18 protein-coding genes are annotated in these 20,984 nt (G+C 60.7%); 10 read left to right on the top strand and 8 right to left on the bottom strand.

Features of this window, described 5'->3' with window-relative positions:
• Nucleotides 1-26: 26 nt before the first annotated feature.
• Entirely contained in the window at nucleotides 27-1,265 is a 1,239-nt protein-coding gene (locus tag AC2444_RS21095) for an OpgC family protein (protein WP_012759458.1), read from the top strand.
• 50 nt (nucleotides 1,266-1,315) lie between these two features.
• Here the strand turns inward: AC2444_RS21095 and AC2444_RS21090 are convergent, their stop codons facing one another.
• The 3 genes from AC2444_RS21090 to AC2444_RS21080 all read right to left on the bottom strand — a co-directional run bounded on the left by AC2444_RS21090 (nucleotide 1,316) and on the right by AC2444_RS21080 (nucleotide 4,420).
• Nucleotides 1,316-1,669, bottom strand: coding sequence for a VOC family protein (locus AC2444_RS21090; RefSeq protein ID WP_012759457.1), 354 nt, complete (start codon nucleotides 1,667-1,669; stop codon nucleotides 1,316-1,318).
• A gap of 467 nt (nucleotides 1,670-2,136) precedes the next feature.
• Entirely contained in the window at nucleotides 2,137-2,511 is a 375-nt protein-coding gene (locus AC2444_RS21085; RefSeq protein ID WP_012759456.1) for an IS5 family transposase, read from the bottom strand.
• 145 nt (nucleotides 2,512-2,656) lie between these two features.
• Nucleotides 2,657-4,420, bottom strand: a complete 1,764-nt coding sequence (locus tag AC2444_RS21080) for a glucan ABC transporter ATP-binding protein/ permease (RefSeq protein WP_012759455.1) — start codon at nucleotides 4,418-4,420, stop codon at nucleotides 2,657-2,659.
• A gap of 309 nt (nucleotides 4,421-4,729) precedes the next feature.
• Here AC2444_RS21080 and AC2444_RS21075 point away from each other — a divergent pair, with 309 nt between their 5' ends.
• From AC2444_RS21075 to AC2444_RS21065, 3 genes are all read left to right on the top strand, one after another.
• On the top strand, nucleotides 4,730-5,485 hold the full coding sequence (locus tag AC2444_RS21075; RefSeq protein ID WP_012759454.1) for a helix-turn-helix transcriptional regulator: 756 nt from the start codon (nucleotides 4,730-4,732) through the stop codon (nucleotides 5,483-5,485).
• A 217-nt stretch (nucleotides 5,486-5,702) separates the two neighbouring features.
• Nucleotides 5,703-9,167 (top strand): pyruvate carboxylase, encoded by a 3,465-nt coding sequence (gene pyc / locus AC2444_RS21070; RefSeq protein ID WP_012759453.1) that lies wholly within the window; start codon nucleotides 5,703-5,705, stop codon nucleotides 9,165-9,167.
• Nucleotides 9,168-9,357: 190 nt separating this feature from the next.
• The gene (locus AC2444_RS21065) at nucleotides 9,358-9,930 is read left to right on the top strand and encodes an NADPH-dependent FMN reductase (protein WP_012759452.1); all 573 of its coding nucleotides are present in this window, start codon (nucleotides 9,358-9,360) and stop codon (nucleotides 9,928-9,930) included.
• A 162-nt stretch (nucleotides 9,931-10,092) separates the two neighbouring features.
• Here AC2444_RS21065 and AC2444_RS21060 read toward each other — a convergent pair whose 3' ends face one another.
• The 4 genes from AC2444_RS21060 to AC2444_RS21045 all read right to left on the bottom strand — a co-directional run bounded on the left by AC2444_RS21060 (nucleotide 10,093) and on the right by AC2444_RS21045 (nucleotide 13,620).
• Complete coding sequence (locus AC2444_RS21060; protein WP_012759451.1) at nucleotides 10,093-10,854, bottom strand: amino acid ABC transporter ATP-binding protein; 762 nt, start codon at nucleotides 10,852-10,854, stop codon at nucleotides 10,093-10,095.
• The gene (locus tag AC2444_RS21055) at nucleotides 10,851-11,531 is read right to left on the bottom strand and encodes an amino acid ABC transporter permease (protein ID WP_012759450.1); all 681 of its coding nucleotides are present in this window, start codon (nucleotides 11,529-11,531) and stop codon (nucleotides 10,851-10,853) included. Before AC2444_RS21055 ends, AC2444_RS21060 begins: the two co-directional genes overlap by 4 nt.
• 213 nt (nucleotides 11,532-11,744) lie before the next feature.
• A complete protein-coding gene (locus tag AC2444_RS21050) occupies nucleotides 11,745-12,518 on the bottom strand; it encodes an amino acid ABC transporter substrate-binding protein (RefSeq protein ID WP_012759449.1) in 774 nt (257 codons plus the stop codon).
• 151 nt (nucleotides 12,519-12,669) lie between these two features.
• A complete protein-coding gene (locus tag AC2444_RS21045; protein ID WP_012759448.1) occupies nucleotides 12,670-13,620 on the bottom strand; it encodes a DMT family transporter in 951 nt (316 codons plus the stop codon).
• Between the two features lie 131 nt (nucleotides 13,621-13,751).
• Here AC2444_RS21045 and AC2444_RS21040 point away from each other — a divergent pair, with 131 nt between their 5' ends.
• The 4 genes from AC2444_RS21040 to hisC all read left to right on the top strand — a co-directional run bounded on the left by AC2444_RS21040 (nucleotide 13,752) and on the right by hisC (nucleotide 18,310).
• Complete coding sequence (locus AC2444_RS21040) at nucleotides 13,752-14,528, top strand: DeoR/GlpR family DNA-binding transcription regulator (protein WP_041935598.1); 777 nt, start codon at nucleotides 13,752-13,754, stop codon at nucleotides 14,526-14,528.
• A 63-nt stretch (nucleotides 14,529-14,591) separates the two neighbouring features.
• Nucleotides 14,592-15,782 carry an MFS transporter gene (locus tag AC2444_RS21035; RefSeq protein WP_012759446.1) on the top strand — a complete coding sequence of 397 codons (1,191 nt, stop codon included), beginning with the start codon at nucleotides 14,592-14,594 and terminating at the stop codon, nucleotides 15,780-15,782.
• Between the two features lie 199 nt (nucleotides 15,783-15,981).
• Complete coding sequence (ispG, locus tag AC2444_RS21030) at nucleotides 15,982-17,232, top strand: flavodoxin-dependent (E)-4-hydroxy-3-methylbut-2-enyl-diphosphate synthase (RefSeq protein WP_012759445.1); 1,251 nt, start codon at nucleotides 15,982-15,984, stop codon at nucleotides 17,230-17,232.
• A gap of 16 nt (nucleotides 17,233-17,248) precedes the next feature.
• The gene (gene hisC, locus AC2444_RS21025) at nucleotides 17,249-18,310 is read left to right on the top strand and encodes a histidinol-phosphate transaminase (protein ID WP_012759444.1); all 1,062 of its coding nucleotides are present in this window, start codon (nucleotides 17,249-17,251) and stop codon (nucleotides 18,308-18,310) included.
• 9 nt (nucleotides 18,311-18,319) lie between these two features.
• On the opposite strand, the gene AC2444_RS21020 is transcribed toward hisC, so the two are convergent.
• Nucleotides 18,320-19,234, bottom strand: a complete 915-nt coding sequence (locus AC2444_RS21020; RefSeq protein ID WP_012759443.1) for a polyprenyl synthetase family protein — start codon at nucleotides 19,232-19,234, stop codon at nucleotides 18,320-18,322.
• Between the two features lie 135 nt (nucleotides 19,235-19,369).
• On the opposite strand from AC2444_RS21020, the gene mtgA reads away from it, so the two are divergent.
• Both mtgA and AC2444_RS21010 read left to right on the top strand, forming a co-directional pair.
• Nucleotides 19,370-20,107: a monofunctional biosynthetic peptidoglycan transglycosylase gene (gene mtgA / locus AC2444_RS21015; protein ID WP_041935597.1), complete on the top strand. Its 738-nt coding sequence runs from the start codon at nucleotides 19,370-19,372 to the stop codon at nucleotides 20,105-20,107.
• A 146-nt stretch (nucleotides 20,108-20,253) separates the two neighbouring features.
• The gene (locus AC2444_RS21010; RefSeq protein ID WP_012759441.1) at nucleotides 20,254-20,976 is read left to right on the top strand and encodes a DUF1868 domain-containing protein; all 723 of its coding nucleotides are present in this window, start codon (nucleotides 20,254-20,256) and stop codon (nucleotides 20,974-20,976) included.
• Nucleotides 20,977-20,984 lie beyond the last annotated feature (8 nt).

Genomic DNA, 20,984 nt, shown 5'->3' with positions numbered 1-20,984 from the left:
GCAAATCGGATAATAAGGAGAAACCCATGGCAAGCACGCCGACCCAAGCCATCGTCACGGGGCGCAGTTCCCTATCCGCAGCTGCGCCGGTGCGTGACACGAGGCTCGACGTCTTGCGCGGCGTGGCGCTGATCATGATCTTCATCAATCATGTTCCCGGACAGATCTTCGAATATGTGACGACGAAGAATTTTGGTTTTTCCGATGCCGCCGAAGCCTTCGTGCTGATCTCGGGCATTGCCGTCGGCCTTGCCTATGGGTCCCGCTTCCAGCCGGGCAACCGGCTGACGGTGGCGATCAAGGCGGTAAAGCGCGCCTTCACGCTCTATCTCGCCCATATGATCACCACCTTCATGACGCTGGCGCTCTTCATCTGCGGTGCCTGGCTGTTCCATCGGCCGGGCTTGCTGGTCGAGATTAATATCCTGGCGGTTCTGATGAACCTGAAGGAAGGCATTCCGGCGCTGCTCCTGCTCGGCCACCAGATCGGCTACAACAATATCCTGCCGATGTACGGGGCGCTGATGCTGATGGTGCCGATTATCCTGCTGTTGAATGCGCGCAGCCCTTGGCTGGCGCTCGGCGTCTCGGCTACGGTCTGGCTGCTTGCGGGAATCTATGAAGTGGCGCCGCACAACATGCTGATCGAGAGCTACTGGTTCCTCAATCCGCTCTCCTGGCAGTTCCTGTTTTCGATCGGCATCGTCTCGATGCTGCATATCAAGCGCGGCGGCACGATCCCGCAGCACCCGCTGCTGCTGACGGTCGCTGCCGGTTACGTCGTGCTGTCCTTCATCTGGGTGACCGGCCATCTCTGGATTTTCGGCAACTCGCTGGCAGCACTCGGCCTGCCGACTGTCATCACCGGTTTCGACAAGACCTTCCTGTCGCTGCCGCGGCTGCTGCACGTTCTGGCGCTGACCTACCTCGTTATCAGCATTCCCGCGCTCTCGCGTATCCTGCGCCGTCCTGTGGGCCATCCGCTGACGATCCTCGGCCGCCATTCGCTGAACATCTTCGTCGCCGGCACGATCCTCGCCATGATCGGCCAGGTGGTGCTCTACATCACCAACAAGGACCAACTGGTCGGTCCGCTCTTCGTGATTGTAGGGATCGCGATACAATTCGCCTATGCCTATTATCTCGAGCGCAAACGTCAGCAGGGCAAGGTTAAGGGGAAACTCGTCACCGATACCGCCACCATCCCCGTTCCCGTCCGCATTGGCGGAACGGCAAATGCCTATCGCCAGAATGATCGGAAATAGGGCTGGGATTTTGCTCGACATGAAGGAGCCGGTGGCCGATGGCCGCCGGCTCAATTTTTATGCATGAGGATGTTCACCAACTTGCCGAAGGGATCTCGGACATAAAAGCGTCTGACGCCCCAAGGCTCATCGGCCGGGCCGTACTCGATCGGGAAGCCTGAAGCCGACATCGCCTCGAAAGCGTCATCGAGGTCATCAACCTCGATCGAGAGGTCCGGCACCTCCGTTCCGGAACCGCCTTCACTGGCGATGCTGAGCTGAATATTCATTGAGCGTGCGGCGCCGAACGTCGTGATCCAGCCGTGGTCCATGATGACGTCAAGACCGAGGATATCCTGATAGAAGCGCCGGGCCGGGGTGATATCCGCTGCCTGGATATTGGCGACGATGCGCAGGACCTTCATGGGTTTTCTCCCTATGCTCCGTTGACTGGCGAAGGATAGGGAAGATCGGCGGGGTGATCAATCATGTGGGTTGGAGCGGAGATGTTGTGCCGTGCACTACCCCCTCTGCCCTGCCGGGCATTTCCCCCGACAGGTGTACGGTCTTGATGCATACGTGACAGATGTTCGGAGACATGCCTGACACTTCCGCGATGATTTGTCGGGAGGTTCGGCATGGTTTGGCGGAGAGATGCGCGGCAGGGCGCGACGCCCGTCTCTCGGTTTTTCGAGAACGGTCTGAGGCTATGACTGCCTCGGCTTCCATCTTTGCGATCGTTGCGCGCAAGGCATTGCTGTCATAGGCTTTATCGCCCAGATGGCTTGAGCTGTCTGGTTATTGAGCTTGCGTGATGTCGCGACCTGGCCGGCCATCGTGATGAAGAGCAGGGGCGCTCGAGCGTATCGACCGGCATATGGGCCTTGGGCCGTCAGTCCACCTCTGGAACGCCCCAGCGCCTGATCCTTGGCCCCCCTTTTCCGCTCACCGCCTGTTGATGGGCACGCACGATGGTACTGTCGATCATTAAGTACTGATTGTCCCGGTCAGCAGTGAGGGCATCAAAGACCCGCTCCCATACGCCGGCATGGCACCAACGACTGAACCGGCGATGGACCGTCTTCCGCTTGCCGTAGCGCCCCGGCAGGTCCTGCCAGTGTGCGCCCGAGCGCAGAATCCACAAACATCCGTTCACAAACGTCCGGTTGTCTACTCCCGTTCGACCCGGATCGCTGGATTTGTCTGGCAACAAAGGCGCAATTCTCGACCATTGCGCCTCGTTCAACTCGTATCGCTTCACGCCCATCAAAGGCCTCCGTGCTGCACACGGTACCTTATGAATCAGTGATCAACCGATTTGGGAATCCGGAATGTCGATCGGTCCTCAGCCCCAGAGCAAACGAAAAGGCCAGAAGGAGTTACCCTTCCGGCCTATCTCGAACCCAAACCGATCAGGCGGCTTCGGTGGTATGGGCCTTGCGGACCTCTTCGTCCGTCAGGATGCCGCTGGCGCGCAGCAGGGCGGCGAAGCGGCCGTTGCTGTGGCTGAGTTCGTCGAAGCTGCCCTGTTCGACGACACGGCCGTCATCCAGGAAGAGCACCATATCGGCTTCGCGGACCGTCGACAGGCGGTGGGCGATGATGAAGGTGGTGCGGTTCTGGCGCAGATTGTCGATTGCGGCCTTGACGCGGTTTTCGGTTTCGACGTCGAGCGCCGAGGTCGCCTCGTCGAGCACCAGGATCGGCGCGTCCTTGAGGATGGCGCGGGCAATCGCGATGCGCTGGCGCTCGCCGCCGGAGAGCTTGTTACCGCGTTCACCGACATGCGTATCGTAGCGATCTTCACGGGTCTCGATGAAGTCGGCGGCGGCGGCGGCTTCGGCCGCACGGCGCATTTCCTCTTCGCTGGCGCCTTCGCGACCAAGGCGGATATTGTCGCTGATCGAACGGTTCAGCAGGCCCGCATCCTGGAAGACGGTGGCGATGTGGCGACGCAGCGACTTGCGGGTCACCTTGGTGATATCGGTGCCGTCGACGAGGATCTTGCCGCCTTGGGCATCATAGACACGCTGCAGCAGGTTGACGAGGGTCGTCTTGCCGGCGCCGGTCGGGCCGACGATCGCGACCGTCTGGCCTGCCTTCACCGAGAAGGAGACGTTGTGCAGGCCCTGTGAGCTGTTGCCGAAGCCGAAGGAGACGTCGCGGAATTCGATCGCACCCTTGACGTCCTTGATCTCGCCGTTGCCGGCCGGCTCTTCACGTTCACGTACCGAGTCTTCCAGCGCATAGAATTCCTCAAGCTTGGAACGGGCCTCGAAAATCTGCGTAGCGAACTGGCGCATCAGGTCGAGACGGCCGATCAACAGGTTGGCAAAGCCGATGAAGGCGATGACTTCGCCGACGCGCAGCTGGCCGGCCTGGACGAGCATGGTGCCGATGATCAGAACCACCATCATCGCGATGGTCGACGCCATGCGGTTCAGTGCGCCGGCGATCGCCCACCAGTCGAGCACCGGATACTGGGCTTCGAGCAGACGGTCGGCGAAGGATTTCAGCGCCCTGGTTTCGGCCTCGATGCGGTTGTAGCTGTGCAGGACAGAAACGTTGCTAATCGAGTCGCTGACATGCGAGAAGACGGTGTGATAATGGTTCTCGACCGAAGCCTGGCCGTCCTTGGTGCGGCTCATGACGACGCGGCCGATCAGCCAATAGGCGATGGCGAGCACCATGAGTACTGCGGAAAGGCGCAGATCCATCGACATTGCGGTCGGTATCAGAAGGGCAAGCGCGATGACCGTCGACAAGTGGTTGCGCATGAATTCCAGCCAGAGGCCGAACAGTGTCTCGCAGGCGCGCAGCAACGTATGCAGCGCGTTAGAGGTGCCGCGCTGATGATGCCAGCCGAGCGGCATGGAAATGATGCGGCCGAAGGCTTCCGTCAACAGCGTCGCTCGCCGGCCATGGGCCAGCCTGTCGGCCTCGCGGGCCACCAGAACGAAGGCAATGGTGTTGAAGACGGCGAAAGTCGCCCACATGAAGAGGATGGGCTTGACCTCACCCTTGCCCGAAATCGCATCGATGATGCGACCGAACAGGATCGGCTCCGCGATGGTGATCGTCGCAAGAACAATGTTTGCGACAACGACTAGGGATACGCGCAGCTTGTAGGCGCCAAGATAGCGCAGAGCCCTTGCATAGACCTTGAATAGCGTCACGTCGAACCTCTTGTGCATCTGCGAAAACGGGATGATGCGATGCTACAAAAGGCTACCTGAACGGGCGATTAACGGAGTATTCAGGGTTCGATCGATGTGATGATTGCCGCGATCATATTATGGCAGGATCCGACGAGTGGCCATGACGCCGAAATTGCCGCCTGACTATATCTCGCAACAATTTGCGCTTGCATTTTATTAAATGTTTAGCGCAGCATTAAATTACAGACTGCATTTATTGAATAAGACCGTTTCGCGACCAGTTTGACCAGCCGCCAGCGGCATCAGGTCCGGGCAAGGGGCATTTTTGTGAATATTAATTCGTTAATTCAATTGCTTGTAATTCTGGAAGAATGCTCAAATCCTGAAGCTGTCATCACCGAACTGGAGCAGATCCTCCGCGGTTGCGGCTTCGAATATTACGGCTTGCCGCACCATTTGCCGCAGAGCCCGCTGCAGCAGAATCCAGAGCCTTGGGCTGCGGCGCTTGCCGGCCGCTGGCCGGAACAATGGCCGCAAATATATGCCGCGAAAAAATATGCGCTGATCGATCCGATGGTGCGCTATCTCGCCCATGCGCAGCGGCCTTTCCGCTGGCGAGAGGCGATGGCGGCCTTCCGCAAGGACGCCTATCATCGGCGCATGGAGCAGATGATGGTCGATGCCTTCGGGCACGGGTTGGAGGACGGCTACATCTTTCCCATCCACGGACGCAGCGGCATTCTCGGCAGCCTTAGTCTCGCCGGCAAGCCGATCGAGCTGTCGCCGGTGGAAATCGCATTGCTGGAGGCGGTGGCGCGCAAGGCCTTCTGGCGGTTGCTCGATCTGAAAGGTGAGGCGCAGGCACTGGAAACCGTGCTGCCGGCCGATACGCCGCTGACACGGCGCGAGATGGAAATCCTGCATTATCTCGCCGAAGGCATGACTTCGATGGAGATCAGCAAGATGCTGAAGATCTCAAACCACACCGTCGACTGGTATATGAACGGCCTACAGGACAAGCTGAAGGCGAAAAACAGGCAGCATGCGGTGGCGCTTGCCTTCCGTCATGGCCTGATAAGGTAGAGAAACTCCGCTTCTCATCGAAGCGGAATTGCTCTGGTTTTTTATTTTTGCGCAACTCCGAACGGAAAACCGCTTCGCACTTTTCGCGGAGTTGCTCCAGCATGTCGAAAAATTGCATTTCGCAGTCGCAAGATAAATTGAACTTTCTGTGACAAGAAGTTAAGAATTTCCTTCGCGGGTGCAGCAATCCCGCGTCTGAACGTCTGAGGAGACCGTTTTGCCCATTTCCAAGATTCTCGTTGCCAATCGCTCTGAAATTGCCATCCGCGTGTTCCGCGCGGCCAACGAGCTTGGAATAAAAACCGTGGCGATCTGGGCGGAAGAGGACAAGCTGGCGCTGCACCGCTTCAAGGCGGACGAGAGCTACCAGGTCGGCCGCGGCCCGCATCTGTCCAAGGACATGGGCCCGATCGAGAGCTATCTGTCGATCGAGGAGGTGATCCGCGTTGCGAAACTCTCCGGCGCCGATGCCATCCATCCCGGCTACGGCCTGCTGTCGGAAAGCCCCGAATTCGTCGATGCCTGCAACAAGTCCGGCATCATCTTCATCGGCCCGAGGGCCGATACGATGCGCCAGCTTGGCAATAAGGTTGCGGCGCGCAACCTGGCGATCTCGGTCGGCGTTCCCGTGGTGCCGGCCACCGGGCCGCTGCCGGAGGACATGGCCGAAGTGGCGAAGATGGCGGAGGGGATTGGCTACCCCGTCATGCTGAAGGCCTCCTGGGGCGGCGGCGGGCGCGGCATGCGCGCGATCCGCGATCCAAAGGATCTCGCCCGCGAGGTGACGGAAGCCAAACGCGAGGCGATGGCGGCCTTCGGCAAGGACGAGGTCTATCTGGAAAAGCTCGTCGAGCGCGCCCGCCATGTCGAAAGCCAGGTTCTCGGCGATACGCACGGCAATGTCGTGCATCTCTTCGAGCGTGACTGCTCGATCCAGCGTCGCAACCAGAAGGTCGTCGAGCGCGCGCCAGCGCCCTATCTCTCGGAGGCGCAACGCCAGGAACTCGCCGCCTATTCGCTGAAGATCGCGGCCGCGACCAATTATGTCGGCGCCGGTACCGTCGAGTATCTGATGGATGCCGATACCGGCAAATTTTACTTCATCGAAGTCAATCCGCGTATCCAGGTCGAGCATACGGTGACCGAAGTCGTCACCGGCATCGACATCGTCAAGGCGCAGATCCACATCCTCGACGGTTTTGCGATCGGCACGCCGGAATCGGGCGTGCCGCGCCAGGAGGATATCCGTCTCAACGGCCATGCGCTGCAGTGCCGCATCACCACGGAAGATCCGGAGCATAATTTCATTCCGGATTACGGCCGCATCACCGCCTATCGCTCGGCGTCCGGTTTCGGCATCCGCCTCGATGGCGGCACCTCCTATTCGGGTGCAATCATCACCCGCTTTTACGATCCGCTTCTCGTCAAGGTCACGGCATGGGCGCCCAATCCATCCGAAGCGATCGCCCGCATGGACCGGGCGCTGCGCGAATTCCGTATTCGCGGCGTGGCAACCAACCTGACCTTCCTCGAAGCGATCATCGGCCATCCGAAATTCCGGGATAACAGCTACACGACACGCTTCATCGACACGACGCCGGAACTCTTCCAGCAGGTCAAGCGCCAGGATCGCGCCACGAAGCTCCTGACCTATCTCGCCGATGTCACCGTCAATGGCCATCCCGAGGCCAAGGATAGGCCGAGGCCGCTGGAAAACGCTGCCGAGCCGGTGGTTCCCTACGCCAACGGCAATGCGGTCAAGGATGGTACAAAGCAGCTCCTCGACACGCTCGGCCCGAAGAAATTCGGCGAATGGATGCGCAACGAGAAGCGCGTGCTTTTGACCGACACGACGATGCGCGACGGCCACCAGTCGCTGCTCGCCACCCGCATGCGCACCTATGACATCGCCCGTATTGCCGACACCTATGCGCATGCGCTGCCGAACCTTCTGTCGCTCGAATGCTGGGGCGGCGCGACCTTTGACGTCTCCATGCGCTTTCTGACCGAGGATCCGTGGGAACGCCTGGCGCTGATCCGTGAGGGCGCCCCGAACCTTCTGCTGCAGATGCTGCTGCGCGGCGCCAACGGCGTCGGCTACACCAATTATCCCGATAATGTCGTCAAATATTTCGTCCGCCAGGCAGCCAGAGGCGGCATCGATCTGTTCCGCGTGTTCGATTGCCTGAACTGGGTGGAGAACATGCGCGTCTCGATGGATGCCATTGCCGAGGAGAACAAGCTCTGCGAGGCGGCAATCTGCTATACCGGCGATATCCTGAACTCGGCGCGTCCGAAATACGATCTGAAATACTACACCGATCTTGCAGTCGAGCTCGAGAAGGCAGGCGCGCATATCATCGCGCTCAAGGATATGGCGGGCCTTCTCAAACCTGCGGCTGCGAAGGTTCTGTTCAAGGCGCTGCGTGAGGCGACCAGCCTGCCGATCCATTTCCACACGCATGATACATCGGGTATTGCGGCCGCGACCGTTCTTGCCGCCGTCGATGCCGGCGTCGATGCCGTCGATGCGGCCATGGACGCACTTTCCGGCAATACCTCGCAGCCCTGTCTCGGTTCGATCGTCGAGGCGTTGCGCGGTACGGAGCGTGATCCGGGCCTCGATCCGGAATGGATCCGCCGTATCTCCTTCTATTGGGAAGCGGCGCGTAACCAATATGCCGCCTTCGAAAGCGATCTGAAGGGGCCGGCATCCGAAGTCTATCTGCACGAAATGCCGGGCGGCCAGTTCACCAACCTCAAGGAACAGGCCCGCTCGCTCGGCCTCGAGACCCGCTGGCATCGGGTGGCGCAGGCCTATGCCGACGCCAACCAGATGTTCGGCGATATCGTCAAGGTGACGCCGTCTTCCAAGGTCGTCGGCGACATGGCGCTGATGATGGTGTCCCAGGACCTGACGGTCGCCGATGTCGTCAGCCCCGACAAGGAAGTCTCCTTCCCGGAATCGGTGGTCTCGATGCTGAAGGGCGATCTCGGCCAGCCGCCGTCGGGATGGCCCGAAGCGCTGCAGAAGAAGGCGCTGAAGGGCGACAAGCCCTATACCGTGCGCCCCGGCTCGCTGCTCAAGGAGGCTAATCTCGATGCGGAGCGCAAAGTTATCGAGACGAAACTCGAGCGCGAGGTCAGCGACTTCGAATTTGCCTCCTACCTGATGTATCCGAAGGTCTTCACCGACTTCGCGCTCGCCTCCGATACCTACGGCCCGGTCTCGGTGCTGCCGACGCCCGCCTATTTCTACGGTCTCAAGGACGGCGAGGAACTGTTTGCCGATATCGAGCGCGGCAAGACGCTCGTCATCGTCAACCAGGCGATGAGCGCCACCGACAGCCAGGGCATGGTGACCATCTTCTTCGAGCTCAATGGCCAGCCGCGCCGCATCAAGGTGCCGGACCGGGCCCATGGGGCGACGGGTGCGGCCGTCCGCCGCAAGGCCGAACCGGGCAATGCCGTTCATGTCGGCGCGCCGATGCCGGGTGTCATCAGCCGTGTCTTCGTCTCGCCCGGCCAGGCCGTCAATGCCGGCGACGTGCTCGTCTCGATCGAGGCGATGAAGATGGAAACGGCGCTGCATGCGGAAAAGGATGGCACGATTTCCGAAGTGCTGGTACGGACCGGCGATCAGATCGATGCCAAGGACCTGCTCGTCGTCTACGCAGGCTGAAGCGCTGCCATCCTTGGCAAAGGCGCCCATCGGCCGGCTTTTCGAGCGGGCTCCATTCACTCGATTGTGTACGATCGGCCTGTCAAAAAGCTGATTTTTCGAAGCCTTCGCGCCTTGCCCGGCGCGGAGGCTTTCTCATAAGCTTGCGCTCCCACCATCCGCCCCCAAGACCAATCAGGAAATGATATCAATGAGCAAGTTGAAGATTGCCGTTATCGTCGGCAGCACGCGTATTGGCCGTTTTTCCGAGCATCCGGCCAAGTGGATTGCCGCTATCGCCGCCGAACGGCAGGACATTGAGGTCGAGGTTCTCGACCTGCTCGACTACCCCATGCATTTTTTCGGTGAGCAGCGTGCCACGACCGCTGAAAGCGAAACGGCAGAGCGCTGGAAAAAGAAGCTGCGTGAATTCGATGGCTTCATTTTCACAGTTGCCGAGTACAATCACGCGCCGACTGCGGTTTTGAAGAACGCCATCGACCTCGGCGAGTTCATCCACAAGCCGGTCGGTTTCGTCGGTTACGGCGGCGTTGGCGGCGCACGTGCGGTGGAGCATCTTCGCCTGATCTTCGTGGAAATGGGGGCGGCTTCGGTGAAAACGGGCGTGCATATCGCGCTTGGCGAATATCTCGGCGTCCTCAAGGAAGGCAAGAGCCTCAGCGATTACGCCCATCTCAACGAAGCGGCGAAGAACCAGCTCGATCAGCTCATCTGGTGGGGTAATGCGCTGAAGGCGGCGCGTGCCGTCGTCACGGCCTCCTGATTGGAGTTCCAGCCATGCCGGGATCTTCGCATCCCGGCATTAGTCTAGATCCGGATGATTTTAGGCCAGGTCGGCCTAGAATCTGAATCCGGATCTAAATCAAAGAAATGGAGCATGATGTCGTCCGAAAACCGCTCACACTTTTCGGCATCATGCTCTAGCTCAGATATCGTAAGTATGGGCGGCGTTAATCGTCGAGATGAAACGTTTGGTGCGTTCCCGCTCCGGCGCGCTGAAGATCGCTCTGGCGCTGCCCGTTTCCACCACGATGCCGGCTTCCAGGAAAACAACGTCATTGGCGATCTTCGAGGCGAGCCGAAGATCGTGGGTCGCCATCACCATCGTCGTGCCTTCGCTGGCAAGTTGGCCCAGTACATCGACCACTTCGGCCGAAAGCTCGGGATCGAGGGCGGATGTCGGCTCGTCACAGAGAAGCACGCGCGGCGAGGGCGCCAGTGCGCGGGCGATCGCAACGCGCTGCTGCTGGCCGCCCGACAGCGTCGAAGGCCAGGCATCGGCCTTGTCGGTCATGCCGACCTTGGTCAGCAATTCCATCGCACGCTCGTGGGCCTTTTCCCTCGGCCATCTCAGTACCGTCACCAGGCCTTCCATGACATTCTCGATCGCGGTCTGATGCGGGAAGAGCTGGAAATTCTGGAAGACCATGCCGGTCTGGCGGCGGATCTTCTGGATCGCCGGCCAGCTCGTTCGTTTGCCCGGTACAAAGGCCAGCTTCTCCTCTCCGAGGCGGATAGAGCCGGCGGTCGGAATTTCGAGCAGGTTGATGCAGCGCAGCAGTGTGCTCTTGCCGCCGCCGGAAGGCCCGACCAGCGCGGTGACGCTGCCTTCGGGGATACGGATGCTGATATCCTTGAGGATGACGGCGTCGCCGAAGCGCTTTTCGATGTTGGAAAGCTCGATCATGCATTTGCCTCCAGCATGCCGCCATAACGCGCGAAGCGGCGTTCCAGCCGCACCTGCAACTGCGAGAGGACGGAGCTCAGGACGAGATAGATCAGCGCCGCCTCGATATAGAGGATCAACGGCTCATAGGTGGTGGCGACGATGCGCTGTGCTGCCTGGAAGAGCTCGGGCACGGTGATGGCCGCAGCAAGCGAGGTGTCTTTGACCAGCGAGATGAAGGTGTTCGACAAAGGCGGCACGGCGACGCGGGCGGCCTGCGGCAGGATGGTGCGGCTCATCGCCTGGCGCCAGCTCATGCCGATCGAATAGGCTGCTTCCCATTGGCCCTTCGGCACCGAAGAAATGACGGCGCGGATGATCTCGGAGCTGTAGGCGCCGATATTCAGCGTGAAGCCGATGAGGGCGGCCGGAAAGGCATCGAGCAGGATGCCGAGGCTCGGCAGGCCGTAGAAGATCACGAAGAGCTGCACCAGCAGCGGCGTGCCGCGGATGACCCAGACATAGAAGCGCGCGACGGCCGAAAGCGGCATCGGCCCGAAGAGCCGGGCGATTGCGGTGGCGAGCCCGAGGGCCAGGCCAAAGACGAAGGATAGCAGGGTCAGCGGAATGGTGAAGATCAGCCCCGCCCACAGGAGCGAGGGTAGCGATTCCGCCATCAGTTGGAGCCAGTGCGCCAAGGGAGTTGCCTCTCGTCAGTTGGGTCGTGATATCCGAAATACCCCTCCCCAACCCCTCCCCACAAGGGGGAGGGACTTATCCAGGTGCCGGCTCACACGAAATAGCGACCGAGCGGCAGGCCGAAACGTTTATTTGGAGATGAGACGGCCCGCCGGCTAAGCCCCTCCCCCTTGTGGGGAGGAGTTGGGGAAGGGACTTTTCTTCAGTTGAACTTACTTGGAAACATCCTGGCCGAAATACTTGTCGGCGATCTTCTTGTAAGTGCCGTCGGTCTTGATGTCGGCAAGCGCCTTGTTGATTTCGGCGAGAAGCTCCGGCTCGTTCTTGCGGATGATGACGCCGGAGTAATCGGCGTTTTCCTGCTCGGCCACGATCTTCACCGGCGCGTCCGGCTTGTGCTTCTTGAAATCGAGGAAGGAGAGGCTGTCGTTGATCGTGGCGTCGGCGCGCTTGGTCAGCACCAGCTGGATCGATTGATCGAAACCGTCGGTGCCGACGAGCTCGGCACCGGCTTCGGTTGCGAGCTTGCCGAAGTTGCTGGTCAGCGACTGGGCGGACTTCTTGCCCTTCAGGTCGGCGAAAGACTTGATGCTGTCGTCGCTATCGCGGGCGATCAGCACGGCCTTGGAGGCGATATAGGGCTCGGAGAAATCATACTTCTGCTTGCGGGTTTCGGTGATGCCGACCTGGTTGATGACGGTATCGTAGCGCTTGGCATCGAGGCCAGCGATCAGGCCATCCCACTTGCCTTCGACGAACTCGGCTTTGACGCCGAGCTTGGCGGCGATCGCTTCGCCGATCTCGACATCGAAGCCGACGAGCTTGCCGCTTTCGTCATGATAGGTGAAGGGCGCATAAGTGCCTTCGGTGCCGATCTTGAAGACGCCGGCCGATTTGATGGCGGCGAGGTTTTCACCTGCATGGGCAGGCAGGAGGGCCGCGGCCTGAATGAGGGCGGCGGCGGCGACGGTTTTCAACCAGTTCATTGTTTCATCCATCCTTGGGAGTTGTTATCGGATGGGGATAGTTGTCAGAAAATTATGGCGCCGGAAGCGTAGAAAACTGCGAATAAAAGCAGCAACTGCAAATATTTTTCTCAAACGGCCGCTCGAACCATGAATCCCGCAGAAACAGGCATCAGGCGGTGATGCGGCGGCGCAGTTTTTCGCTGATGATGATGATCAATCCGGCGCCGAGGATTATCGCCGCGCCGACGACCACATTCTGCGTGGGGATGTCGGCCCAGATCAGATAGCCCAAGAGGAAGGCCCAGATGAGAGAGCTATACTCGAATGGCGCAAGCACGGAGACGGGCGCCTGACGCATGCCTTCGAAAAGGGCGAACTGCGCGCAGCCGGCAACGATGCCGGTGGCGATGAGGAGCGCGAGCTGTGTCATATCGGGGGTCTGCCATGTCCAGATCACGGCAACGCCGGTCATGGCAAGGAAAAAGACGTTGGAAACGGTGAGCTGGATAATCGTCTTCTCATGCAGCGAGGTCTTGCGCAGCAGCACCATGGCAGAGGCCCAGAGCACGGCCGCCTGCAGCGCCAGATAGACCGGCCAGGAGATGGTGAGGCCGACCGGATTGCAGGCGATGAGGACGCCGACGAAGCCGACGCCGACCGCCAGCCAACGCGCCGGCGTGACCTTCTCCTTCAGGATGAACCAGGCAAGCAAGGTGCCGACAACAGGTGCGGCGTAATAGAGCGTGGTCACTTCGGCAAGCTGCAGGCGGCTTGCGGCGGAATAGTAGGAAAGCCAGGCGCAGAGAAGAAGGATGCTGCGGGCAATCATCGGCTTGATGATCGGCGATGTCATCGTCTGGTGGACGAGCTTGCCGCGACCATAGGCGAGACAACCGACGAGGATGGTGAGACTGCGGAAAAACAGGATCTGCCAGACGGGAATGCTTGAAGCCAGGATCTTGATGATCGCGTCATGGAAGGTGAACGCCATATAGGCGAGGCTCGTGAGCAGGATGCCCAGGCTGACGGAGTTTTTCACGGGGAGAACGGACCAGGTGGCGGATATGCCGGCGGGAATCGGGAATGACCAATCGATATTCCCGCCTCCCGGGCCGGTCAATAGGGCATATTCGCTCTGGTGGTGGAGCTTTGTTTCGAAACGTCAGAAAACGTGTGACCGTGCATGTTGCCTGCATGATCATAAGCGTTTATGCACGTTTTCGGTTTGTGAGGTCTCGATCCGGTAGGAACATGCAGGATTTTCTGTTGCGAGAGCGCCAAGGCGTGATTTCCGAGAGGCTGCGGCTGAATGGCCGCGTGCTGGCGACGGAGCTTGCGCTCGAATTCGGCGTCTCCGAGGATACGGTGCGGCGGGATCTGCGGGAGATGGCGGCGGCAGGGCTCTGTGAGCGGGTCTATGGCGGCGCATTGCCGGTCTCGCCGGCGCACGGAAGTCTGACGCAGCGCATCGGCTTTGCCGCTGACCGGAAACAGGCGCTGGCGCGCGCTGCGGCAAAGCAGATTGCCGCCGGTTCGACCGTGTTCTTCGACGCCGGCAGCACCAATCTGGCGATTGCCCACGCATTGCCGGCCGAACTTGCGCTGACGGCTGCGACCAATGCGCCGGCGATTGCCGCAGCTCTGATCGACAAGCCTGCCGTCAACGTCATTCTGATCGGCGGGATGGTGGATCGGCAGACGGGCGGTTCGCTCGGCGCCAAGGCCTTGCGGGATATGGAGCAGATTTCGCCCGATCTCTGCATTCTCGGCGCCTGCGGCGTCGATCTCGAGGCCGGCATCACGGTGTTCGGCTTCGAGGATGCGGAGTTCAAGCGGTTTGCGACATCCAGGAGCAAAAGGGTGTTGGTGGCTGCAACCTCGGAGAAATTCGACACGGCTGCCCCGCATAGCATCCTGCCGGTTGCGCATTGCGAATGCCTGGTCGTCGAGCACGATGCCGATCCGGCCATTCTCGCCCGTTACCGCGAGCGCGGATGCAGAACTGTTCTCGCCGAGAAAACGAACTGAGGCGCCATCATAGAGTTTAGGGAAACCGGGCGGGTGAAAGCCCGGCAATGAGGAAGACCGGAAATGGATAGTCATGTGAGTGCGCCGGGAGCCCGGAGCGGCTTCATTACCAGAAGCAGGGCGGCGGTTTCCCTGCTCTTTCTTATGAATGGTTTTGTCGTCGGCTGCTGGGCGCCGAAGATCCCGGATTTTGCCGAGCGTCTGGCGCTGACCAAGTTCGAGCTTGGGCTGATGATCCTCGTCTTCGGCGTCGGCTCGCTGGTCATGATGCCGATCGCCGGTGCGCAGATCGCCAAACACGGCTCGCGTGTCGTCGTTCAGGTCCTGGCCGTCTCTGTGCTGCCGTTGCTGCTGGCATTGACGCTGGCGCCAAATGTGCTGACCGGGGCAATCTCGCTCTTCCTGTTCGGCGGCTTCATCGGCGCAATGGATGTGGCGATGAATGCCAATGCAGTGTCGGTCGAGAAATCCATGCGCCGCGCCATCATGTCGTCCTGCCACGCTTTCTGGAGCCTTGGCGGACTGATCGGCTCAGGTCTCGGCGGCATCGTGATCTCCAAGCTCGGTATTCTCGGCCATGCGCAACTGGCGACGGTGCTGGCGGCGATCTTCCTTGCCGTCGCCTGGCCGATGATCCTTGCGGATCCGCCGCATCCCGACGCCAAGAAGGAAAAGACGAAGCTGCCGATGGTACCGCTGCCGTGGCTGCTCGGATTGATGGCGCTGTTCAGCATGGTGCCTGAAGGCGCTGTTCTCGACTGGGGCGCGCTCTATCTCCGGCAGGAAATGGGTGCATCCGTGGCGCTTTCCGGCCTTGGTTTCGCAGCCTTTTCGGCGACCATGGCAATCATGCGCTTTGCCGGCGACCTGGTGCGCGACCGCCTGGGCGGCGTCAAGACGCTACGCATCTGCACTTTGTTTGCCATTGTCGGCATGCTGCTTGCCGGCCTGGCGCCCAATGCCGAGCTTGCCATCCTGGGCTTTGCGTTTTGCGGTATCGGCATTTCCAACATGGTGCCGATCGCTTTCTCGGCGGCGGGCAATATTCCCGGACTCAAGCCCGGCATCGGCATCTCGGTGGTCACGACCATGGGCTATTCCGGCATGCTGGTTGCGCCATCGTTGATCGGCTTCGTCGCCGAGCATATCGGTTTTGCCGTCGTTTTCATGGCGCTGCCGGTGCTGCTCATCGTCGTTCTGCTGCTCTCCAACCTGGCCCATTATGCCGATGAGACCTCCGGAGGCGGTCACTGAGCCGCCTCCCAACAAAAGTGATATCAGGGGCGGTTGACAAGCAGCCGGCCTTGATCCACCTGAAAAGCACCGTTTCTAAAGCGCGTCGCAATCTTTCAGATTTGCTCCTCACGCTTTAGGTTTTTATTTTTCGCATGTCGTTATCGCAAAACCGCTGCACACTTTTGCGCGACATGCTTTAGGGGTGCAAGAACTCTCCATGTTGTCAGCCGCCGATTTTGATCCGAAACCGCGCCGCGCTTCCGTTGCCGTCGATGTCGGCGGCGTCATCGTCGGCGGCGGGGCGCCGGTCGTCGTGCAGTCCATGACGAACACCGATACGGCCGATATCGATTCCACCGTCGCGCAGGTCGCCGCTCTCCACCGGGCGGGCTCGGAACTGGTGCGCATTACCGTCGACCGCGACGAGAGTGCAGCCGCCGTGCCGAAGATCCGCGAGCGGCTTCTGCGCCTCGGCATGGACGTGCCCTTGATCGGCGACTTCCACTATATCGGCCACAAGCTGCTCGCCGATCATCCGGATTGCGCCGAAGCGCTGGCGAAATACCGCATCAACCCCGGCAATGTCGGCTTCAAGGACAAGAAGGACAAGCAGTTCGCCGAGATCATCGAGATGGCGATCCGCTATGACAAGCCGGTGCGCATCGGCGTCAACTGGGGCTCGCTCGATCAGGATCTGCTGACGGCGCTGATGGACCGGAACGCCGAAGCCGGATCGCCGCTTTCGGCCCGGCAGGTGACGCGCGAGGCGATCGTGCAGTCGGCGCTGCTTTCGGCAGCCCTTGCCGAAGAGATCGGCCTGCCGCGCAACCGCATCATCCTGTCGGCCAAGGTCAGCCAGGTGCAGGACCTGATCGCCGTCAATTCCATGCTTGCCGAACGCTCCAATCATGCGCTGCATCTCGGCCTGACCGAAGCCGGCATGGGCACCAAGGGCATCGTCGCCTCGTCTGCGGCGATGGGCTTCGTGCTGCAGCACGGCATCGGCGATACGATCCGCGTGTCGCTGACGCCGGAGCCGAACGGCGACCGCACGCGCGAAGTCCAGGTGGCGCAGGAAATCCTGCAGGTCATGGGCTTTCGCCAGTTCATACCCGTCGTTGCGGCCTGTCCGGGCTGTGGACGCACGACGTCGACGGTGTTCCAGGAACTTGCCCAGAATATCCAGAACGACATCCGCAAGAACATGCCTGTCTGGCGCGAGAAATATCCTGGGGTCGAGGCGCTGAACGTCGCCGTCATGGGCTGCATCGTCAACGGGCCGGGCGAAAGCAAACATGCCGATATCGGCATTTCGCTTCCGGGCACTGGCGAAACGCCGGCCGCCCCCGTCTTCATCGACGGCCGGAAGGCGCTGACTCTGCGCGGTGCCAATATCGCCGCCGATTTCGAGGCGCTGGTTGTCGACTATATCGAGAAGCGTTTCGGCCAACGGACGGCGGCGGAATGAGCGCCCGCAAGTTCGGATGAGCCGGTACTGGTCGCCTATCGTCAGTAAGCTTCGGCCCTATGTCGCGGGCGAGCAGCCCCGTATCGCGAACATGGTCAAGCTCAATACCAACGAGAGCCCTTACGGTCCGTCCCCGAAGGCGCTTGAGGCGATCCGGGATGCGGCGGACGATCGTCTGCGGCTCTATCCCGATCCGACTGCTGCGGAATTGCGCGAGACGATCGCGGCCCATTTCGGCCTGACCGCAGAAGAAATATTCGTCGGCAACGGCTCCGACGAGGTTCTCGCGCATACGTTCCAGGCGCTGCTGAAACACGAGCGGCCGCTTCTCTACCCCGATGTGACCTACGCCTTCTATTCGACCTATAGCCTGCTATACGGCGTCGAAGCGATCGAGGTGCCTGTTGACGATGGGTTTCGGATCGGGCTGGAAGATTACGACAGGCCCTGCGGCGCGATCATCATCCCCAATCCGAATGCGCCGACCGGCATCGGCTTGCCACTTGCCAGTATCGAAGCACTTCTTGCCGCCCATCCGGATGCGGTCGTTGTCATAGACGAGGCCTATATCGATTTCGGCGGCGAGAGCGCTGCCGGGCTCGTTTCAACCTATCCCAACCTACTGGTGATCCAGACCCTGTCGAAGTCCCGTTCGCTTGCCGGTCTGCGCATCGGCTTCGCGCTGGGGCAGCGGCCGCTGATTGAGGCGCTGGAGCGGGTCAAGGACAGTTTCAATTCCTATCCGCTCGATCGTCTGGCGCAGCTTGCGGCGACGGCGGCGATCAAGGACGAGGCGTGGTTTGAGACATGCCGGAGGAACATCATCGCCAGCCGCGAAAGCCTCGACTCTGAACTTGAAGTTTTGGGTTTCGAGGTCTTGCCGTCCCAGGCGAACTTCGTTTTCGCGAGGCACCAAAGCCGTTCCGGGGCAGCGCTTCAAGCCGCTCTGCGGGAGCGCGGCATTCTCGTCCGGCATTTCGCCAAACCGCGTATTTCGGACTTCCTGCGGATCAGCATCGGCACGGGCGAGGAGTGTGCCCGTCTGGTTTCCGCCCTCAAAGAAATACTGACAGCCTGACCTGCCGCTTCAGCTCTTCCGGTCGGCGATGAAATGCGCCGCAGCAATGAGGGTCGAGGCACGGGGGCCGTAGGGGGCAAGCAACGCCTCTGCATCGCGGACATGCTCGCGGAGCTGGGCTTCGGCCCATTCCATGCCGCGCAGGGCCACAAGCGTTCCCTTGCCGCGGGCCGCATCCTTGCCGGTCGCCTTGCCCATGGTCGCCGCATCCGAGGTCAGGTCGAGAATGTCGTCGGCCAGTTGGAAGGCAAGGCCGATCTTTTCGCCGAAGGCGCGCAGGCGACGGCGATCTTCCGGCCGGCTTGCCGCGATGACGGCGCCGGCTTCACAGGCGAAGCGGATCAGCGCGCCTGTTTTCATCGCCTGCAGGCGGATGATGCCGGCCTCGTCGGGGGCCTGCTTTTCCGCCGCGAGGTCGAGCGCCTGGCCGCCGGCCATGCCGCCGAGACCGGCTGCGCGGGCAAGGGCCAGCACCAGCGATGCCTTGCTCGTATCGGCAAGGGTCGTTTCCGGCGCGGCGATGATGTCGAAGGCATAGGTCAGCAGGCTGTCGCCGGCGAGGATCGCCGTCGCCTCGTCGAACTTGATGTGTACCGTCGGTTTGCCGCGGCGCAGGTCGTCATCGTCCATGGCCGGCAGGTCGTCATGCACGAGGGAATAGCAGTGAACGCATTCGAGGGCGGCGCCGACGCGAAGCGCCGCCTCTGCGTCGCCGCCGAGAAGGGCTGCACTTTCGACGACGAGAAACGGGCGCAGCCGCTTGCCGCCATTCAGCACGGCATAATGCATGGCATCGCGCAGCGTCTCGGGCCTGGCGATTTCATCGGAAAGGGCACTCGGTGAAAGCAATGCGTCGAGCAGCGCCTCGATGTCGCGGGCGTTGTTCTTCAGCCTCGTCTCGAAAGTGTCCCGGTTCGCGTCCATGGGCGCTGTTTGGCATGAGCGCCCCCGGGCTTGCAACGGAATTGTCGATGGCGGCAGCAAGATTCGCCGCGCACTCTGGCATAAGCTCTGCACAGGCGTTATGAGAACGACAGGAGCGAAATCGGACTGGGGACATTGGATATAGCGCCGGAGAGAGAGGACAGCGTCGACATGCCGGCTCGTCGGCGATGGTTCGGAGACGGGCGTGTGTTGAAACGCATTGTTCTTGCCGTGCTGGTCTTGCTGATTCTTCCCTATGCGCTGATCTTTTTCTATCTGCTGCCTTTCATTCATCCCGTCTCGACGCTGATGCTGCGCGATCTCGTGCTGCTGCGGGGTTACGACAGGCAATGGGTGTCGCTTGATAAGATTGCCCCGGTTGTGGTGCAGTCGGTGATGATGTCAGAGGACGGGCAATATTGCTTTCACGGCGGTGTCGACTGGGCGGAAATGCGCATGCTGGTCGAGGATACGCTGAAAGGTCAGGCAACACGGGGCGGTAGCACCATCCCGATGCAGACGGCGAAAAACCTCTTCCTCTGGAACGGCCGCTCCTTCGTGCGCAAGGCGCTGGAACTTCCGCTCGCGGTGAGCACGGATTTCGTCCTGTCGAAACGACGGCTGATGGAAATCTATCTCAATATCGCCGAATGGGGTCCCGGCATTTACGGTATCGAGGCGGCGGCCCAGCATCATTTCAAGGTGCCGGCCTCGAAGCTGACGCGGCGCCAGGCATCGCTGCTTGCCGTCTCGCTGCCGAACCCCATCGACCGCAATGCCGGCAAGCCCGGACGAGGTCTTCGCCGGCTCGCCGGCGTGATCGAGAGACGCGCACAAGGTTCGGGCGATTACATCCGGTGCATCTATGATTGAGATCAGAACTTATCGCTAGAACAGGATGTCGTCCGAAAACCGCTCACACTTTTCGGTATCGTGCTCGAGACGTGGCAAGTGTCATCTGACATTCTTGGTTCTGCCATATGGGCGAATGCAGTCCAACCAGAGCCCCCGAGTCGCCCATGACCATCACGACATTTTCGCCCGAGCTTCTCTTTTATTCGAAGAGGCACAATCCAACCCCGCCCGCCCATCTCGGCAGCCGTTATCGCAAGGTCGGCGGCTTTCTGCCGGAAGCCGGCAACACCATCGTTTGCCATATCGAGAAGGGTTCGCAAACGCAGGCGGTGCTGATCGAGGCGCGTGAGAAATATCTGGCGATGCCCGAAGCCCCGCAGTTCCTCTTCACGCCGATATCAAGCATTCACATGACACTTTTCGAAGGTGTCATCGAGACCAGGCGCCGCCAGGATTGCTGGCCGGGCGATCTGCCTCTCGATACGCCGATCGACGACATGATAGCGCTGATGGCGGCCCGGCTCGAAGGTTTCTCGATGGCCGATCCCTTCAAGGTCGCCATCGTCGAAGCTCGCCCGTCGGGCCTGCTCGTCGACGGGGCGACGGAGAGAGACCGCAAGGTCATGCGAGCCTGGCGCAATGCGCTGGCCGAGCTTCTGGGCTATCGCCAGCCGAACCATGAGGACTATAAGTTCCACATGACCTTCGCCTATGCGATCGAACGGTTGGAAGACGAAGCCTTGCCGCGCTGGCAGGCAATGCTCGACAACGTCGCCGACGATGTCCGCCGCAAGGCCCCTGTTTTCGAGCTGACCCCGCCGGCATTCTGCGCGTTCGAGGACATGAACCATTTCCACGAATTGTTGATCTTCGATTTCGAAGCCTGAACCGGAGA

This window comes from Rhizobium sp. WSM1328 (assembly GCF_057653715.1).
This window is presented reverse-complemented; position numbering and strand designations above follow the sequence as displayed.

What these genes read in the sequence shown, in the direction of transcription:
- AC2444_RS21095 (WP_012759458.1), top strand. Translation starts at nt 27, where the DNA reads ATGGCAAGCACGCCGACCCAAGCCATCGTCACGGGGCGCAGTTCCCTA.
- AC2444_RS21090 (WP_012759457.1), bottom strand. Translation starts at nt 1,669, where the DNA reads ATGAAGGTCCTGCGCATCGTCGCCAATATCCAGGCAGCGGATATCACC.
- AC2444_RS21085 (WP_012759456.1), bottom strand. Translation starts at nt 2,511, where the DNA reads ATGGGCGTGAAGCGATACGAGTTGAACGAGGCGCAATGGTCGAGAATT.
- AC2444_RS21065 (WP_012759452.1), top strand. Translation starts at nt 9,358, where the DNA reads ATGAGCAAGTTGAAGATTGCCGTTATCGTCGGCAGCACGCGTATTGGC.
- AC2444_RS21060 (WP_012759451.1), bottom strand. Translation starts at nt 10,854, where the DNA reads ATGATCGAGCTTTCCAACATCGAAAAGCGCTTCGGCGACGCCGTCATC.
- AC2444_RS21050 (WP_012759449.1), bottom strand. Translation starts at nt 12,518, where the DNA reads ATGAACTGGTTGAAAACCGTCGCCGCCGCCGCCCTCATTCAGGCCGCG.
- AC2444_RS21040 (WP_041935598.1), top strand. Translation starts at nt 13,752, where the DNA reads ATGCAGGATTTTCTGTTGCGAGAGCGCCAAGGCGTGATTTCCGAGAGG.
- AC2444_RS21035 (WP_012759446.1), top strand. Translation starts at nt 14,592, where the DNA reads ATGGATAGTCATGTGAGTGCGCCGGGAGCCCGGAGCGGCTTCATTACC.
- ispG (WP_012759445.1), top strand. Translation starts at nt 15,982, where the DNA reads ATGTTGTCAGCCGCCGATTTTGATCCGAAACCGCGCCGCGCTTCCGTT.
- hisC (WP_012759444.1), top strand. Translation starts at nt 17,249, where the DNA reads ATGAGCCGGTACTGGTCGCCTATCGTCAGTAAGCTTCGGCCCTATGTC.
- AC2444_RS21020 (WP_012759443.1), bottom strand. Translation starts at nt 19,234, where the DNA reads ATGGACGCGAACCGGGACACTTTCGAGACGAGGCTGAAGAACAACGCC.
- AC2444_RS21010 (WP_012759441.1), top strand. Translation starts at nt 20,254, where the DNA reads ATGACCATCACGACATTTTCGCCCGAGCTTCTCTTTTATTCGAAGAGG.